The sequence below is a fragment of the Providencia sp. PROV048 genome, assembly GCF_033688165.1.
In the GTDB taxonomy this organism is placed as follows: Bacteria; Pseudomonadota; Gammaproteobacteria; order Enterobacterales; family Enterobacteriaceae; genus Providencia; species Providencia hangzhouensis.
The window spans coordinates 3579610-3596484 of the sequence record NZ_CP096360.1 but is presented as its reverse complement, the minus strand read 5'-3'; the positions used below and the strand labels follow the sequence as shown (position 1 = coordinate 3596484).

Here is a 16875-nt window from a genome sequence, read left to right as displayed (position 1 = left end):
AAGGCTTAGCATTTAACTGATTATGAACACGACAAAAAATAGCTCCCCTGCCTCGGACGAGATCGATCTGCTGGCGCTTTTTAAAGTATTAAAGTCCAGTTATCTTAAAATCGGCTTTTTTACTCTGTTTTTTATTTTGCTTGCAGCAGCTTATAGTTTTCTAGCGACACCAATCTATCAAGCCAATGCGACACTGCAATACGATAAAATGAGCCAAGTTTCATTGTTAGATCAAATGAGCGATGTGATGCCATTTGCTAACAATAATAGTCAAGCCGATTCCGAAATCGAGGTCATTAAGTCACGAATGGTGCTGGGCAAAACCGTGACTAACCTGAATTTAGATACTCAAATCGTACCGGCAGGCTTTTTTGATAAGCTGTGGGGTGATAAAACTGATGCTGTTGTGGCTCTCTATTTAGTTCCTGAAGACTTTATTGGAAAGCCTGCGACGTTGACCTATTTGGGCGATAACAAATATTCTCTCAATATTGAAGGTCAAGTTCTTGAAGGCACCGTTGGTATTCTCTTAAAACAAGACGATATTAGTTTATTGGTTTCATCCTTAGTTGCAGAGGTTGGTCAAGAATTTACCTTAGTTAAAAATGCGCGTTATTCAACCATTGAAAACCTACGTAACACTTTAACTATTGCAGAAGTGGGTAAAGGAACCGGTATTATCAATATGGCCATTAAAGGTGCCGATAAAACCGAAAACGTGCAAATCTTAAACAGCATTATTCAAAATTACGTCGACCAAAATACCGAGCGTAAAAAAGAAGTCACAAATAACACCTTATTATTCTTAGATGAATATCTACCTAAGATTAAAACCAAGCTGGATAACTATGAAAACCAGCTAAACACCTTCCGTAAAAAGAATGAATCTATCGACTTATCATTAGAAGCCAAATCCGCCCTTGATAGTGCTTTGCAAGTCGAAGAAAAGCTAAATGAACTCACCTTTAAAGAAGTTGAAATTCAGCAATTATATACACGCAACCACCCAGCTTACCAATCACTGCTTGATAAGCGCCAGCAGCTGTTACGTGAGAAAGAGAAAATCAGTAAAGCGATTCAAAAACTGCCAAATACTCAACAACAAATTGTTCGTTTAACCCGTGATGTAGAGTCTGAGCAAGCTATCTACAATCAATTAGTGGCAAAACAGCAAGAACTGAGTGTATTAAACTCAGGGATCACCGCTGATGTGCGTATTATTGACTCTGCCGAATCTCAACCGAATGCCGTAGCACCTAAGAAAGCATTAATCTTAGTATTAGCTGCAATACTCGGCTTTATTGTGGGTTGTGCATATGTGATTGCTCGTGAGTTCTTTAATAATAAAATTAAAGGCACTGAGGATATTGATGCACTGGGCATCAACGTCTATGCCACTATTCCTTTCTCTACCCATGAGAAGAAATTGATTGCAGAAGGTAATAAACATCCACTCGCACTAGAAAACCCTGCCGATACGGCGGTTGAAGCCATTCGTTCTTTGCGTACTAGTGTTTACTTCTCGGTCATGAACCAAGGTAATAATCTGGTTATGGTCACCAGTGCTTCACCGGGTGTAGGTAAAAGCTTTGTTACCTCCAATATGGCGGTGGTGCTAGCAAATGCAGGCAAAAAAGTATTGTTAATCGATACTGACTTACGTAAAGGCCATATCCATAAAGCCTTTGGATTAAGCAATAAATTAGGTCTATCCGATTATCTCTCACAATCAGATACTAGCCAGCCAAATATTCATAACAGTGTGATTGAAAACCTCGACGTGATTTGTCGCGGTAAGAATGTCACTCACTCTTCTGAGTTACTGATGGGAGAACGTTTTAAACACCTGCTCGACACGATAAAAGGGAAATATGATATCGTGGTTATCGATACCGCCCCAATCTTAGCAATCACTGACTCCGCGATTATCGGTAAGTACGTCGGCACCTCACTGCTTATTGCCTACTATGGTGTCAATACGGTGAAAGATATTGAGCTATCGCTAAAACGCTTTAAACAAAACGATATCGAAATCACAGGCGTGATCCTCAATGGTATCGATGCGAAATCAGACGACTATAACTATGTCTACGAGTACTAGCCATACAGGAATTTAAAATGAATCATACAAAGGTCTTAGTCACAGGCGGTCTTGGCTACATTGGTAGCCATACCTGTGTGCAGATGATTGAACAAGGCATGCAGCCAATTATTTTAGATAATTTATGTAATGCCAACCCAGAAGTACTCAACCGCATTGAAACCATCACAGGTAAAAAACCTGTCTTCTATGCCGGTGATGTACGTGATAACGCTATTCTGGATACGATTTTTGCTGAGCACCAAATCACATCGGTGATCCACTTTGCTGGGTTAAAAGCGGTTGGTGAATCCGTTCAAAAACCGATTGAGTATTATAATACTAACGTCAATGGCACGTTAGTATTACTTGCCAGTATGCAAAAAGCGGGCGTCAAAAGCTTAATTTTTAGCTCATCAGCCACTGTATATGGTGATCCAGAAGAAGTACCATTAACCGAAGACTCTAAAGTCGGTGGTACTACCAACCCATATGGCACCAGTAAATATATGGTTGAGCGTATTCTTGCTGATCTATATATTGCACATAACGATTGGTCGGTTACTTTACTACGCTACTTTAATCCCGTTGGCGCACACCAATCAGGCTTAATTGGTGAAGACCCACAGGGTATTCCAAATAACCTAACACCTTATATCGCTCAAGTAGCAGTTGGTCGTCATAAAGAAGTGATGGTATTTGGTGCTGACTACCCAACACCAGATGGTACTGGTGTTCGTGATTATATCCATGTTATGGATTTAGCGAGTGGACACATTGCTGCCTTGAATGGTGTTAGTCAAAAAGCAGGGCTCCATATTTATAATTTAGGCACTGGTAAAGGTACTAGTGTATTAGAAATGATCGCTGCTTTCGAAAAGGCATCAAGCAAACAGATCCAATACAAAATAGTTGCTCGCCGCCCCGGTGATATTGCTGAGTGCTGGTCTAGCCCTAATAAAGCCTTTACTGATTTAGGCTGGCAAGCTCAGTACTCCGTGCAAGATATGGTGAACGATAGCTGGCGTTGGCAATCGCAAAACCCTAATGGCTATAAATAGATTTACTTAGGTTAAAATATGAATATTGATATAGATTCCTTTGCCCTATATATTGGTGTTAAAGCAGAATATTTAGCTATGTTATATAGAACTACATGTGAATTAGAAGGATTGCCTTTACCTAAAAGAAATAGGCATGGTAAGGTAAAAATGAGTGATGTTTTAATTTTTAAACAACACTTTGAAGATAAAACAAAGAATATTAATGAGAATAAAACATTAAGTTAAACTATCACTAAAGCTCAAAGAGCTGATGGATAAAATATGCAAATTATTACTTTAAGAGCCAATCCAAAAAGAAATTGTTATATAATATAATTAGTTACGATAATTTCTGAGGGGGAACGTATGATAAGCCGTTATTGTCAGATTAGTGATGAACTCTCGGAAAAAATAACAACTCTTATCCCTGAACACAAAACAAATCATCCGCTCGGAACTAACCGTAAACGGGTTGATAACCGTGCAGCTATGGATGCCATATTATTTGTGCTCAAGACTGGCTGCCTGTAGAATGCTTTGAATACCAAAGGGGCATGTTTACTGAGTTCTGCACATCGTGCTTCTAAAAATGGCGTGATGCGATTTTGAAACATGCCAGAATGATTGTTGATAGATCCTAAAATGTACTAGTTCAGACTCGATCTGACAGTTACCAGTTATTTGTACAGGTGTCTATCAGATTATATTTCGGTTAAATTTTTTTAAAATGGGAAAATGACGCATCAATCAAGAATGGAAAACGCTTATCGAGCAATCTGAATCGAGTTCATTATCTACACTCGCGTTTTGTAAGCTCAATGAACTCAACCCCTCAACATTTGTCACCGCAGTAAGATAAATATCCATTTAATGGTTTGAATTAAATAAAAAAAGAATACCATAATAGCCATCTTAACGGATATCCGTAAAGATGGCTTAAAATAGAGTTTAGTTTGATTAACGTTCTAGCTTATGGATGTTATTGGGGTACCACAGCATTCTTTATTTCCTGCCTTAAGGGATGAAAGCGGTTTGACTCTCATGTTGTTGTCCTATCTACCCACCCGTATGATAAACATATCCTCCACTGTGAAAAATACCCCCTTGTTCAAGGCAAACATCACGTCCATAGCGTTCATAGTCAAAGTAATGGGATAAATGACCCAGTTGTGCTAAATCATAACAACCACTTTCTTCTATCCAGTAATAACCTAAGTCATATTCATTATTGACCCCTGCTAATTGCTGGAAAGAATCTAAATTATCCGCTAAATGAATTAAATCATGAATTGAACTCACTGAAGCTCCGATTTCAATTGCCGCCTGATAAAGGTCAATTTCATCAGGCGATAACATGGCTAATTGCGAGGCTAACTCGTTCAAGTCATCTAAAAGGCTATATTCTGAAATGTAAGAAGAAAGGGCATCAATGGAGGATTCATAGTCGGTCAAAAAATACTCTTCATAGTGAATACCATCAATGCCAATCCGCACTAAACAGTGTTCGATCTCTTTTGAGGTTGCTGGAAGCTCAAGCCACTCACCAACCAGCTCTCCTTCGTTATATTTACCTAAATTCGTAATAAAAACAGAAATCATCCCCGATTTTAGGCATGGGGAAGCCGTCGCAGTTATATGCATATTCGTGTCCTATTATTGATGTATTGTGATTTAATTAATGGCGATATTTTGATAAAGGGAGCTATTTCCCTTTAGAAGATGATATTGATATAAAAAGCCAATCAGCTGAAAAACAGGCAACTCGCTTTAAAGCGTGATTAATGACGTTTTAGAGCAGGATAATGAGTTGCCTTACAATCCCGATAAGATGTTATGCTTTCTATCATGATCTCAATTTGCGTGGGTTAAAACGAAAAAAGCCCCTGTTCCAATAAACTAGGGTCAGTTCAGACTCACAGACTCCTAAGAGATGAAACCCCATCAGGGGTTTCCGTTAACTTATGGCTATCAATCAAACGTGTATTCACACTCGATACATTCATAACGATCAAAGACCACGCCATCTAAAGCTGAACCACTCACAGCCCCAGCAGTAGCTCCAGCGACTAAACGTCCAAATAGAGCGCCTACCGCAGCACCAGCAATCGTCCCTACAACAGGAACAGCAGAGCCGATAGACGCTCCAGCTAGTGCGCCTGATACGCCACCAGCAACAGCTCCTGTCTTTTTCCCGATATGACGTTCACGAATGCGAGTTGAATCGCAGGCCGGGCAACGAATGTAATTTTCCATGATAATTTCCTTTTAGGTTGATTTAAAAGCAAAAAAGCCCCTGTCCGTGAGGACAGAGGCTTTCAGTGATAAAGCTTCTTTATTGAATGAGATGTATTACGATAAATCGTGGTTAGTTATCATGCGTTTTGACGATGAAAATTCCCATGAACAATATTGCCACCATTTCTCAATGAATCGATGTAGTCGGCATACTACCGTAGTATTCGACTCCTCGTATTGAAAATGGATCTCCTATATGACATGGCTAAAGTTTTAGTGATTCATTGGATTATTCAACTTTGCAAAGTCGAATGGCGAAATCGTTTGTTCCCGATTAGCATCCAAATAATCCGCCCACCATTGCACCATTAATCGACGTTCATCAATATGTTCTGCCTTATGAATATAAGCAGCCCTCACTGAGTTACGTTCTTGGTGGCTCATCTGACGTTCTACGGCGTCCTTAGACCACAATCCGGACTCAATAAGTGAACTGCACGCCATCGTTCTAAAACCGTGCCCACAAATTTCAGTCTTCGTATCATAGCCCATCACACGTAAGGCTTTATTGACCGTATTTTCGCTCATAGGCTTAAAGGGATTATGAGCGCCCGTTAGGATCAATTCATGTTCACCCGTCCATGTCCAAATTTCTTTCAGTATAGTGATGGCTTGGTGGCTAAGGGGAACTAAATGCGGAGTGCGCATTTTAGCGCCCCTGTGTGAGAATTTAACGCCGGGTATAGACTTTCGCTGAGCAGGAATCGTCCATAAGGCTTTATCGAAGTCAATTTCAGACCAACGCGCATAACGAAGTTCGCTTGACCTAATAAACACTAATAAATTTAACATCACGGCTAGGCGAGTGACGGGTTGCCCTTTATAAGCATCGATACGGGCAATGAGTTCCGGTAGACGGTCAAGGTTAAGAGCTGGACGATGTTGGCGTTGTACCGTCGTTACAGCCCCTGCGGTATCAATAGCAGGGTTATAACCAATAATACCGGATTGCACCGCATAACGCATGACAGCAGCGATACGTTGCTGTAAACGCGCAGCGATCTCATAAATCTCTTTACTTTCTGCTGCACGGATAGGGATCAGTAGATCAGGTGTTTTGAGGGTAGTGATATCACGTAGACCAATATAAGGAAAGACATGCGACTCCAAACTCTTTAAAACCTTTTCACTGTGTGATTCAGACCATTTTTTATTGCTGGCATGCCATTGTCTTGCGATGGTTTCAAAAGAGAGATTAGCATCAGAAGCTGCTTTAGCCACACGTTTTTGTTCGCACGGGTCAATACCGTCAGCAATCAACTTTCTTGCTTCATCACGTTTTAAACGCGCCTCTGATAAAGAGACATCAGGGTATAAACCCAAGGCTAAGGTTTTCTCTTTACCTAAGTGGCGATAGCGTAATCGCCAGTACTTAGAACCATTGGTGTGAACCAATAAGTGCAGACCTGCACCATCGGTTAATTTATAGGATTTCACATCGGGTTTAGCCGCCCGAATTTTAGCGTCAGTCAGTGCCATAGTGAGCTTCCTGAGAGATAAAGTGGGTACAAAATTCTATCGAACTAGTGTATACCCGCAATTGTACCCACGCAATGGGGTTGATGTGGGTAGAATCGAGTAGAATTCAGTTGAGTTGAAACTTTGGGAGAGTGTTGATTTTAGCGGGCTTTACAAACAAAAACAGACGTCGGTTGACGTCTGTTGATAATAAGGTGGTGCCCGGACTCGGAATCGAACCAAGGACACGGGGATTTTCAATCCCCTGCTCTACCGACTGAGCTATCCGGGCAACGGGGCGCATTAAACCGTATTCAGCCGTTTGCGTCAATGCATTTTTAATAAAAAACCACTTTTTTTTACTGAGTGTTTTCTTTTTCAGCAAAATGTGTGTGTTTAGTATGCGTTAGTTGTTTTTTTAACTTAACGCTCCTTTTTTACGGCATAGTGCGATTGTTAGGATATCCTCAGAAAGGTGTTGTGCAATCTCGACATCTTGAATGTCTCTTTGTACTAATAAACGGTTTAAACAGCCTTCAAGTACTAGTTCCATTTGGTTAGCAACCAATACAGAGTCTTCAATATCTAGCTTTTCTAATAGGTTTTTAGTGAAGTGAAACGAATTATCTTTTTGCAAGCGACTTAATTGGTGGATAGGGTGCTCTGCATCTGGGTAATAATTACATGCAGAAATAAATAAACAGCCAGGGAAACGCCCTTGGCTAACTTTTTCTGATAATTGTTGGTAGCGAGCCATTAATTTTTGCTGTGGGCTTAGGGATTCATCTAGCAAGGTTTGTCGCTGCCATACTTCGATTTGCTGGCTATGATAACGTAAGCAATCATAAATAAGAGCTTCATCGTTTGGCCAGAACTGGCGAATAGTAGAGAAATCAGATTCAATTTCACTGAGTAAATTCTCTGTAGATGCGGATAACCCTTGAATTTCCAATTGATTTAACGCATGACTTAAAATAATTTCACGTTGGATAGGCATTGTTAACTCCATCACAATAATGTCTGATTTTTCTCCATCATAACAATGTTCAATTGTGAATTATAGCGGTTTGCAGTGCTATCATGAGGCGCCGTTTCTGAGGTGAAATAAAATCAAATAAGAAATTGAATGGGTATTTTAAAGTGGGGAGTTTTAAGCACACAGGAGGGGGAAGAACCCCCCTGGAACGAACTTCATGGGTTTATATCGGGCTTTAATTGATCAATTTAGCTTCTAACGCTGCATCGATATAGTAATACTGAAAGATTTTTTTCATAAAATCATCAATGTCATGTGTTCGTAATTCGAGAGCTTGTAAAATATCTAAAAGACCTTGGATCGTAATCGCATTTTTACCTCTTTCATAACGAGAAACTTGTTGTTGGCTAATTTTTAAACGAGAAGCTAATTGTGAGCCAGTTAAGCCCACCACTTTTCTACGGTGTTTTAAAAAGCTTCCAATATAAACGGTTACATTTGTATTTTCATTTCTTTGAGTATTTAGCATTACTCCTCCAAATATATAACTATTGAACAAATAAGTTATTTTTCTATTAAAGTTTCGTGATGTTTAATTTGTGTCACTTAGAGTGATTAAAAGATAATTATCAGACTTTTCGGATATTATTAAACAAAGGTCAGTTAATTATTACCAATATTTATGGCGGATTGATTTTAAATTTTTGATAGATGATTTCTATCTTTGGTACTCTCAATTGGTGTGTGGTGCGGGGTTTTTTAGTGTTATTATTTGTCTGCTTTTGTTTTATTAGTGATTTATTTTGATGGTTATTTATTTTTACTTTATTTTTGAATTTATATTTCTATTTGTGATTTTGAAGAAATGAATGAAGCAGCTTGTCATTATATGATTATAGTCATTGTTTGTTACACTTATATGTAGAGTATTAATATAGATATATTGTTAGAAAAATACTTATTTCTGATTTTAATTTAATTATTAACAACCGAGTTCAATATATTTTTAATAAATGGCTTAGTTTTTTATCTGAATGATTATTATATTTTTATAATTTCCTCCGTGACTTTGTATAGAATAACAAAAATAATATGTTATATGTAGGCATAGAAAACCCGTGCGATTTGCACGGGTCTTTATAATATTAATTGATACTAATATAAACTATAGGATCATACCGCCGAATAAAAAGCCGAATGAAACAGCTAATGCGACAGCGATGGTACCTGGAATAAAGAATGGATGGTTAAAGACAAATCGGCCAATACGTGTTGTCCCTGTATCATCCATTTGTACTGCTGCAACCAGAGTTGGGTAAGTAGGCAGAATAAATAGACCAGAAACCGCAGAGAATGATGCGATAGCCGTTAATGGGCTTACATTCAGCGCTAATGCCATAGGCATCAATGCTTTTGCTGTTGCAGCTTGTGAGTATAGTAAAGCAGAGCAGAAGAAGAAAATTACCGCTAACATCCAAGAGTGCTCATGGATTAAATCACCGGCAGTTTCTTTGATCCAGTCAATGTTATGCTGTACGAAAGTATCACCTAACCAAGCAACACCTAAAATACAAATACATGCGCTCATACCTGCTTTAAAGGTACTTGAGTTCAAGATTGCATCAGTATTAACACGACAGAAAATAGTGATTAATGTCGCTACAGTCAGCATGATAATCAAAATAGCATTTGTGGTGTTCATTAATGGGGTTTCGACAATCCCTAAGCTTGGGCTGTTAATGATGGCATAACAGACAACGCCAACAACCCCAAGTAAGAACAGCAGTATAGAAGACTTAGCACCGGCTTTGATTTCTTTTACTTGGCTACCACGCAGTTCAACTAAACCTTCAGCTAAACGTTTTTGGTAGATAGGGTCATCGGATAATTTAGAGTTAAAAGTCCAAGAGATGATGAACGACATCAAAATGATAGCAAGGAATGTCGCAGGTAATAGAACACTTAAGAGAGAGATGTAACTGACTGTGTTACCTGCACCAACCATTGCAGGGTTTTCCATGACGGATGCCATGTAAACCACCGCAGCAGAAATTGGTGATGCTGTAATACCTATCTGAGCAGCAACAACCGCAGTTGATAATGGACGGCACGGTTTTACGCCTTGCTCTTTTGCAACTTCTGCAATAACAGGCAGTGTTGCTAAAGAGATATTACCTGTCCCTGCGAAAAGTGTCAGGAAGTAGGTAACAATGGGTGCAAGAATGGTGATGTATTTAGGATTGCGGCGCAGTAATTTTTCGGTTTGGGCAACTAAATAGTCCAGACCTCCAGCAATTTGCATTGCAGAGATAGCGGCAATAACAGCCATGATGATTGAGATAACGTCAAATGGAATGGTTCCTGGTTTTACGCCAATAGCAGCGAGTACCAGTACCCCAAGGCCACCGGCGAAGCCGATACCTATCCCACCTAAACGGGCCCCCAAAAAGATGGCCAGCAGAACAATAATAAATTCTACGGCTAACATAGTGTTTACTCCTCGACAAAATGAAAATTAAAATTATGAAACTGTTATGTTAATTATTTGTGTGTGTATCAATCAAAAAAGGCACGCTTTCTATTGAGAGGCGTGCCTTTATTTTTAAGTGTTATTTATGATAAACATAAATTTTTAGTCATCAAAGCGTTTTGCTTTATAAGCTGGGTGTTTTAAGTTCTCAATAGAGAAAATATCATCCAGTTCAGCTTCAGTCAGTAAACCGCGTTCTAAAACAACTTCGCGGACGCTCTTACCGGTTTCAGCACAAATTTTACCCACGATGTCACCATTATGGTGGCCAATAAATGGGTTTAAGTAAGTGACGATACCGATGGAGTTAAATACAAACGCTTCACAGATTTCTTTGTTTACTGTAATGCCGCTAATGCATTTTTCTTGCAGATTACGACATGCGTTGCTCATTAAAGAGATGGATTCGAACATCGCTTGGCCAATCGCTGGTTCCATTACGTTTAATTGCAATTGACCCGCTTCAGCAGCCATTGTTACGCAGATATCGTTACCAATAACTTTGAAACAAGCTTGGTTAACAACTTCAGGAATTACAGGGTTAACTTTTGCTGGCATGATAGAAGAACCAGCTTGTAACTCAGGTAAATTGATTTCTTTCAGACCTGCACGAGGACCGGAAGATAACAGACGTAAGTCGTTACAAATTTTAGACAGTTTCATTGCCAGACGTTTTAAGCCCGCGTGAACTGTGATGTAAGCGCCGCAGTCAGAGGTTGCTTCGATTAAGTCTTCTGCAGGAACGCATGGTAAACCAGTCACTTCAGCTAATTTTTTAACGGCAAGCTCTGAGTAACCAGGTGCAGTATTCAAGCCTGTACCGATAGCAGTAGCGCCTAAGTTAACTTCGAGCAGTAATTCGATGCTGCGTTTTAAGTTTTTCTCTTCTTCTTTTAAGAGAGTAGCGAAAGCATGGAATTCTTGGCCGACGGTCATTGGAACAGCATCCTGCAACTGGGTACGGCCCATTTTCAGAATGTCTTTGTATTCTTCAGCTTTAGCTTCAAAGCCTTTTCTCAGGTATTCAACAGATTCAATTAACTTCAGTACTGAGTTATACACTGCGATACGGAACCCAGTAGGATAAGCATCGTTAGTGGATTGACTTTTGTTCAGGTGATCATTTGGGTTGAGGAATTCATATTCCCCTTTTTTGTGACCCATCAGCTCTAAACCGATATTCGCCAGTACTTCATTGGTATTCATGTTCAGTGATGTGCCCGCACCACCTTGGAATACGTCAACAGGGAACTGATCCATGCATTTGCCTTCATTCAACACAACGTCACAGGCTTTGATTATAGTCTCTGCGATATTACGAGGAATAGTTTTCAGTTCTTTGTTGGCTAAAGCTGCCGCTTTTTTTACCATAACCATGCCGCGGATAAATTCTGGGACATCGTTAATAGTGCGGTCGCTGATATAAAAGTTTTCAATCGCACGCAGAGTATGAACACCATAATAGGCATCAGCTGGAACTTCTTTTTTACCTAACAGGTCTTCTTCGATACGAGTATTGTTTGACATGAGAACCTTCTTAATTAGATTACAGTTACTGTCCGTTTATGCGCTTTAAAAATCTATACTTCGTAAAACAAAATTCACAGGTGATTAATATTGCAAAGTAAAACTTTACAAGCAATTAACACCGTCTACTACGTTGTCAGCATTATGATCTACTGATTTATGGGTAGATGATATGCTTTTAATCATCTATTGCCTTGAACCTAGATCACTATATAGTTTGATTTATGCAACAGATTTCACGTTGTGTGACATTCATCACAGATAAGTATCATTAATGAAAAAAATCTGTGAGTTGAAAAGCGTTATCTCTGCCCCAATTATTATGGCTATACTAAAGAAAAAAGCGAATATTGATAGTTGTCTCTTAGATGCAGTTCACAAAGGTTTCCCTAGGGGCGTAAAATAATCGATAGCTTATTGAAATAAAGGAGAACTTGTGCGCTGGTTACCACTCATTCTGATATGTATTCTCGTTTACATTGAATCCGTGATTTTTGTGCGGGTTGCATCCGAAGTTGGTGTTTTAATGACGCTAATTTTGGTCGTTTTGACATCCTGTTTAGGTGTGTCACTCGTTAAAAATCAAGGCATGAAAAATGTACTGCAAATCCAACAAAAGTTAGCATCGGGTGAAAGCCCAGCAGCTGAAATGATCAAGAGCGTTGCATTGGTTTTAGCGGGCTTCTTGTTGATTGTGCCGGGGTTCTTTACAGATTTTATTGGCTTACTATTGTTACTTCCGCCAATTCAAAAGCTTATTGTAATGCGCTTAATTCCTGATATTCGTTTTTACCAGCCGGGTTCAGGTTTTAACCAAACAGGAAATAGCGGCTTTCAACGTGGCGATACTTTTGAGGGGGAATTCCAACGTAAGCAAGATGATCCTTCTTTTACAATCGATAATTCAGATAAAACAGATTCATCAGATAAAGACGATCGCCCTAAACCATAAAACCACCCTCTTTATGGGGAGATAAAAATGAAAAATTTTTTATCTCCCCCCTTGAAGTCCCTCTTCTTCGCCCCAATCTGCTCAAACATGGTACTAGTTTATTTAAGACATGCTGGTATCGTCCTTTTACCTAGTATGGACTTTATTTATAGGAGAACTATTAATGAAAATTCGTCCATTGCATGACCGTGTTATCGTTAAGCGTAAAGAAGTTGAATCAAAATCTGCCGGCGGGATCGTTCTGACGGGTACTGCTGCAAGCAAATCAACTCGTGGTGAAGTTCTTGCTGTTGGCAACGGCCGCATCCTCGAAAATGGTGAAATCAAAGCACTGGATGTGAAAGTTGGCGATATCGTAATTTTTAACGATGGTTATGGCGTGAAAGCTGAAAAAATCGACAATGAAGAAGTTCTGATTATGTCCGAAAGTGACATTCTGGCAATTGTTGAAGCGTAATTTTCACTTAAAACTTCTCAACGAACGAAAAGAATTTGAAGGAAAGAGATAATGGCAGCTAAAGACGTTAAATTTGGTAGTGATGCACGTACGAAAATGCTTCGTGGTGTGAATGTTCTGGCAGACGCAGTAAAAGTGACTTTAGGTCCTAAAGGCCGTAACGTAGTTTTAGATAAATCTTTTGGTTCACCAGTTATCACCAAAGATGGTGTTTCAGTTGCACGTGAAATCGAATTAGAAGACAAATTCGAAAACATGGGCGCTCAAATGGTGAAAGAAGTTGCTTCTAAAGCTAACGACGCTGCAGGTGACGGTACAACAACTGCAACTGTACTGGCTCAAGCTATCATTACTGAAGGCTTAAAAGCGGTTGCTGCGGGTATGAACCCAATGGACCTGAAACGCGGTATCGATAAAGCAGTTGTTGCTGCAGTTGAAGAACTGAAAGCCTTGTCTGTTCCTTGTTCAGACACTAAATCAATCGCACAGGTTGGTACTATTTCTGCAAACTCCGACGAAACCGTGGGTAAATTAATTGCAGAAGCTATGGATAAAGTCGGTAAAGAAGGCGTTATCACGGTTGAAGAAGGTACTGGTCTGGAAGACGAGCTGGATGTGGTTGAAGGTATGCAATTTGACCGCGGTTACTTGTCTCCTTACTTCATCAACAAACCAGAAACAGGTGCTGTTGAGTTAGAAAACCCATTCATCCTGTTAGTTGACAAAAAAGTTTCTAACATCCGTGAATTACTGCCAGTATTAGAAGGCGTTGCTAAGGCAAGCAAACCACTGTTAATCATCGCTGAAGATGTTGAAGGTGAAGCACTGGCAACTCTGGTTGTTAACACCATGCGTGGTATTGTTAAAGTTGCAGCGGTTAAAGCACCGGGCTTCGGTGACCGTCGTAAAGCCATGCTGCAAGATATCGCAATTCTGACTAACGGTACTGTTATCTCTGAAGAGATCGGTATGGAGTTAGAAAAAGCGACATTAGAAGATTTAGGTCAAGCAAAACGTATTGTTATTAACAAAGACACTACCACTATCATTGATGGTGTGGGTGAAGAATCTGCGATTGCGGGCCGTGTTGCACAAATTCGTCAACAAATCGAAGAATCTTCTTCTGACTACGACCGTGAAAAACTGCAAGAGCGCGTTGCTAAATTAGCAGGCGGTGTTGCTGTTATTAAAGTGGGCGCAGCAACTGAAGTTGAAATGAAAGAGAAACGTGCTCGTGTTGACGATGCTCTGCATGCAACTCGCGCAGCGGTTGAAGAAGGTGTTGTTGCTGGTGGTGGTACTGCACTGGTTCGCGTTGCAGCGAAACTGGAAGCACTGACTGGTGAAAACGAAGAACAAAACGTAGGTATTCGTGTTGCTCTGCGTGCGATGGAAGCGCCAATGCGTCAAATCGTTACTAACGCAGGTGAAGAAGCCTCTGTTGTTGTTAACAACGTGAAAGCAGCAAAAGGTAACGAAGGTTACAACGCGGCGACTGATACTTACGGCGATATGATCGACATGGGTATCTTAGACCCAACTAAAGTAACACGTTCTGCTCTGCAATTCGCAGCGTCTATCGCAGGTCTGATGATCACCACTGAAGCGATGATCACTGAACTGCCAAAATCAGACGCACCTGACTTAGGTGCTGCTGGTATGGGCGGCATGGGTGGAATGGGCGGTATGATGTAAGCCAGCTGGCGACATCAAGCTTAAGTAGTCACTAACTCAGTTAGGGCTACCCACCACAAAACCGGTATCGTTAGTGTTCCTAGCGGTGCCGGTTTTTTATTGGTTTTTAATAAATATATAACCATTAATTATTGATGAATGTAATACCTCGAAACGATGTACAATTAATGCGTTATACGATTTATTTTTGCGTCAATGTTGCTTCACAGGTTATATTTAACGTAAGGTAAATGGTTTGAATTAGTAAAGAATAGAGCAGGTTCTTGGTTAATTTGTGGTAAACTCTATTCGGCTGGTGATGTGCGGCAATTATGGCGCTGTATGTTAATCACCTCCTAGATATTTCAATTAATAGATTATTGAAACTAAAGCGATTTTCAAACCAGCTGCAAAAACACAATGAAAAAATGAGGGAAAACATGCGAATTAAAGTCTTGCTTGGTGCTGCTGCATTATTGCTTTTAGCAGGTTGTTCAACAACAACTAATTTGACTGCGGCAGGCTCACAAGTTCGTTTTGTTGAGAATCAACCAGGAAGTGATTGCCAACTTCTCGGTCAGGTTGCAGGGACTCAAAGCAACTGGTTGAGTGGTGTGAATAATGAATCTAGCTCAATGCGCAGCGCAGCAAATGATTTACGTAATAAAGCCGCGGCAATGGGCGGTAACGTGATTTTTGGTGCATCAAGTCCAAGTGAAACTGTGTTATCTAGCTTCATTCCATTAGATAGCAAAATGGTTGGCCAAGTTTATAAGTGCCCCTAAAATGAATTCATAGCGCCCAAATGATGATTTGGGCGTTTTGCTTTCTAGTTCTGCCTTAAATTAAGGTCAAGCAGTGTTTTACTTGGCTCTCCCCCAATTTCCCGAGCGAGCTTAGGTACAAGGTACCCTGAGACTTTACTCAATAATTGCTGTATTAATTGTCTAGCTTCAGTATCACTCACTAAAAAGTGAGCGGCACCTTGGACTTTATCTAATACATGTAAGTAATAAGGTAAAATACCTGCATCAAACAGAGTATTACTTAAATTCATCAGAGCTGTCACGTTGTCATTAACTTGGCGCAGCAATACGCTTTGGTTTAATAATGTCACACCTGATAACTTTAGTTTTTGCATAGCATTGGTGAATGACTCGTCGATTTCGTTAGCGTGGTTAACGTGTGTCACCATAATTACTTGTAACCTTGAGCTAGCAAGGCGTTGACAGAGAGTTTCAGTGATACGTTCTGGTATCACTACAGGCAAACGAGTATGAATTCTAAGGCGTTTTATATGTGGGATCGCCTCTAATTGGCTGATAAGCCAATCGAGTTCATGGTCTTTTGCCATCAATGGATCACCACCTGAGAAGATGATTTCATTGAGTTCGGTGTGGTTTTTTATATAATCCACAGCCATCAACCAGTTATTTTTATTTCCTTTGTTGTCTTCATAAGGAAAATGCCGGCGAAAACAGTAGCGACAGTTGACTGCACAGCCACCTTTTACCAGCAGTAATGCGCGGTTGTGGTATTTATGCAGTAAACTTGGAATTTCATTATCCTGCTCTTCTAGTGGGTCAGTAGAAAAACCTGGATGTATATCAAACTCTGCTTTTGCGGTTAATACCTGCAATAACAGAGGATCTAGTGGATCGCCTTTCTTCATACGTGAAATAAAGGGCATTGGAACGCGTAAAGGAAATAGTTTACGTGCCTCACTGCCTTCTTTTGATAAAAGGTGATTTTCTAGGTTAAGTATTTGCAGCAATTCATCTGGATTAGTGATTGCTTCTGCAAGTTGTTGTATCCAGACTTCTCTGGATGAGGTATTTTGAGTTACAATATCGACCATTTTTTGGCTATGCCATTTTTAGTTT

At 39.9% G+C, this 16875-nt stretch carries 16 protein-coding genes, 1 tRNA gene and 1 pseudogene; 9 read left to right on the top strand and 9 right to left on the bottom strand.

Annotation, left to right across the window (positions count from 1 at the left end; translation table 11 throughout):
• The first annotated feature begins 22 nt into the window (after positions 1–22).
• The 5 genes and pseudogenes from M1F26_RS16025 (at position 23) to tnpA (ending at position 3982) form a co-directional block, all read left to right on the top strand.
• Entirely contained in the window at positions 23–2101 is a 2079-nt protein-coding gene (locus tag M1F26_RS16025) for a polysaccharide biosynthesis tyrosine autokinase (protein WP_318837597.1), read from the top strand.
• 17 nt (positions 2102–2118) lie between these two features.
• Positions 2119–3141 carry a UDP-glucose 4-epimerase GalE gene (gene galE / locus M1F26_RS16020; RefSeq protein ID WP_318837596.1) on the top strand — a complete coding sequence of 341 codons (1023 nt, stop codon included), beginning with the start codon at positions 2119–2121 and terminating at the stop codon, positions 3139–3141.
• Between the two features lie 18 nt (positions 3142–3159).
• A complete protein-coding gene (locus tag M1F26_RS16015) occupies positions 3160–3369 on the top strand; it encodes a hypothetical protein (protein WP_064497187.1) in 210 nt (69 codons plus the stop codon).
• Positions 3370–3489: 120 nt separating this feature from the next.
• A pseudogene (locus M1F26_RS16010) lies at positions 3490–3725 on the top strand (transposase); the annotation flags it as partial.
• Between the two features lie 140 nt (positions 3726–3865).
• On the top strand, positions 3866–3982 hold the full coding sequence (gene tnpA / locus M1F26_RS20020; protein ID WP_407817964.1) for an IS66 family insertion sequence element accessory protein TnpA: 117 nt from the start codon (positions 3866–3868) through the stop codon (positions 3980–3982).
• A gap of 197 nt (positions 3983–4179) precedes the next feature.
• Here the strand turns inward: tnpA and M1F26_RS16005 are convergent, their stop codons facing one another.
• From M1F26_RS16005 to aspA, 8 genes are all read right to left on the bottom strand, one after another.
• Positions 4180–4764, bottom strand: coding sequence for an antirestriction protein ArdA (locus tag M1F26_RS16005; protein ID WP_318837595.1), 585 nt, complete (start codon positions 4762–4764; stop codon positions 4180–4182).
• A 327-nt stretch (positions 4765–5091) separates the two neighbouring features.
• Complete coding sequence (locus M1F26_RS16000; protein WP_008913927.1) at positions 5092–5376, bottom strand: hypothetical protein; 285 nt, start codon at positions 5374–5376, stop codon at positions 5092–5094.
• A 255-nt stretch (positions 5377–5631) separates the two neighbouring features.
• Positions 5632–6897 carry a tyrosine-type recombinase/integrase gene (locus M1F26_RS15995; protein ID WP_318837594.1) on the bottom strand — a complete coding sequence of 422 codons (1266 nt, stop codon included), beginning with the start codon at positions 6895–6897 and terminating at the stop codon, positions 5632–5634.
• Between the two features lie 195 nt (positions 6898–7092).
• A tRNA-Phe gene (locus M1F26_RS15990) sits at positions 7093–7168 on the bottom strand.
• Between the two features lie 126 nt (positions 7169–7294).
• Complete coding sequence (dicD, locus tag M1F26_RS15985) at positions 7295–7867, bottom strand: division control transcriptional repressor DicD (RefSeq protein WP_410482058.1); 573 nt, start codon at positions 7865–7867, stop codon at positions 7295–7297.
• Between the two features lie 220 nt (positions 7868–8087).
• On the bottom strand, positions 8088–8381 hold the full coding sequence (locus tag M1F26_RS15980) for a helix-turn-helix domain-containing protein (protein ID WP_140171415.1): 294 nt from the start codon (positions 8379–8381) through the stop codon (positions 8088–8090).
• Between the two features lie 636 nt (positions 8382–9017).
• Positions 9018–10340 (bottom strand): anaerobic C4-dicarboxylate transporter, encoded by a 1323-nt coding sequence (locus M1F26_RS15975; protein ID WP_318839321.1) that lies wholly within the window; start codon positions 10338–10340, stop codon positions 9018–9020.
• Positions 10341–10484: 144 nt separating this feature from the next.
• Positions 10485–11909, bottom strand: a complete 1425-nt coding sequence (aspA, locus tag M1F26_RS15970; protein ID WP_004258700.1) for an aspartate ammonia-lyase — start codon at positions 11907–11909, stop codon at positions 10485–10487.
• A gap of 436 nt (positions 11910–12345) precedes the next feature.
• On the opposite strand from aspA, the gene M1F26_RS15965 reads away from it, so the two are divergent.
• The 4 genes from M1F26_RS15965 to M1F26_RS15950 all read left to right on the top strand — a co-directional run bounded on the left by M1F26_RS15965 (position 12346) and on the right by M1F26_RS15950 (position 15777).
• The gene (locus tag M1F26_RS15965) at positions 12346–12861 is read left to right on the top strand and encodes an FxsA family protein (RefSeq protein WP_318837592.1); all 516 of its coding nucleotides are present in this window, start codon (positions 12346–12348) and stop codon (positions 12859–12861) included.
• A gap of 163 nt (positions 12862–13024) precedes the next feature.
• Positions 13025–13318 (top strand): co-chaperone GroES, encoded by a 294-nt coding sequence (locus tag M1F26_RS15960; protein WP_004908085.1) that lies wholly within the window; start codon positions 13025–13027, stop codon positions 13316–13318.
• 51 nt (positions 13319–13369) lie between these two features.
• A complete protein-coding gene (gene groL / locus M1F26_RS15955; protein WP_004258673.1) occupies positions 13370–15013 on the top strand; it encodes a chaperonin GroEL in 1644 nt (547 codons plus the stop codon).
• 419 nt (positions 15014–15432) lie between these two features.
• Positions 15433–15777, top strand: coding sequence for a DUF4156 domain-containing protein (locus M1F26_RS15950; RefSeq protein ID WP_004908089.1), 345 nt, complete (start codon positions 15433–15435; stop codon positions 15775–15777).
• 44 nt (positions 15778–15821) lie between these two features.
• Here the strand turns inward: M1F26_RS15950 and epmB are convergent, their stop codons facing one another.
• Positions 15822–16850 (bottom strand): EF-P beta-lysylation protein EpmB, encoded by a 1029-nt coding sequence (gene epmB, locus M1F26_RS15945; protein ID WP_140171417.1) that lies wholly within the window; start codon positions 16848–16850, stop codon positions 15822–15824.
• Positions 16851–16875: the final 25 nt, after the last annotated feature.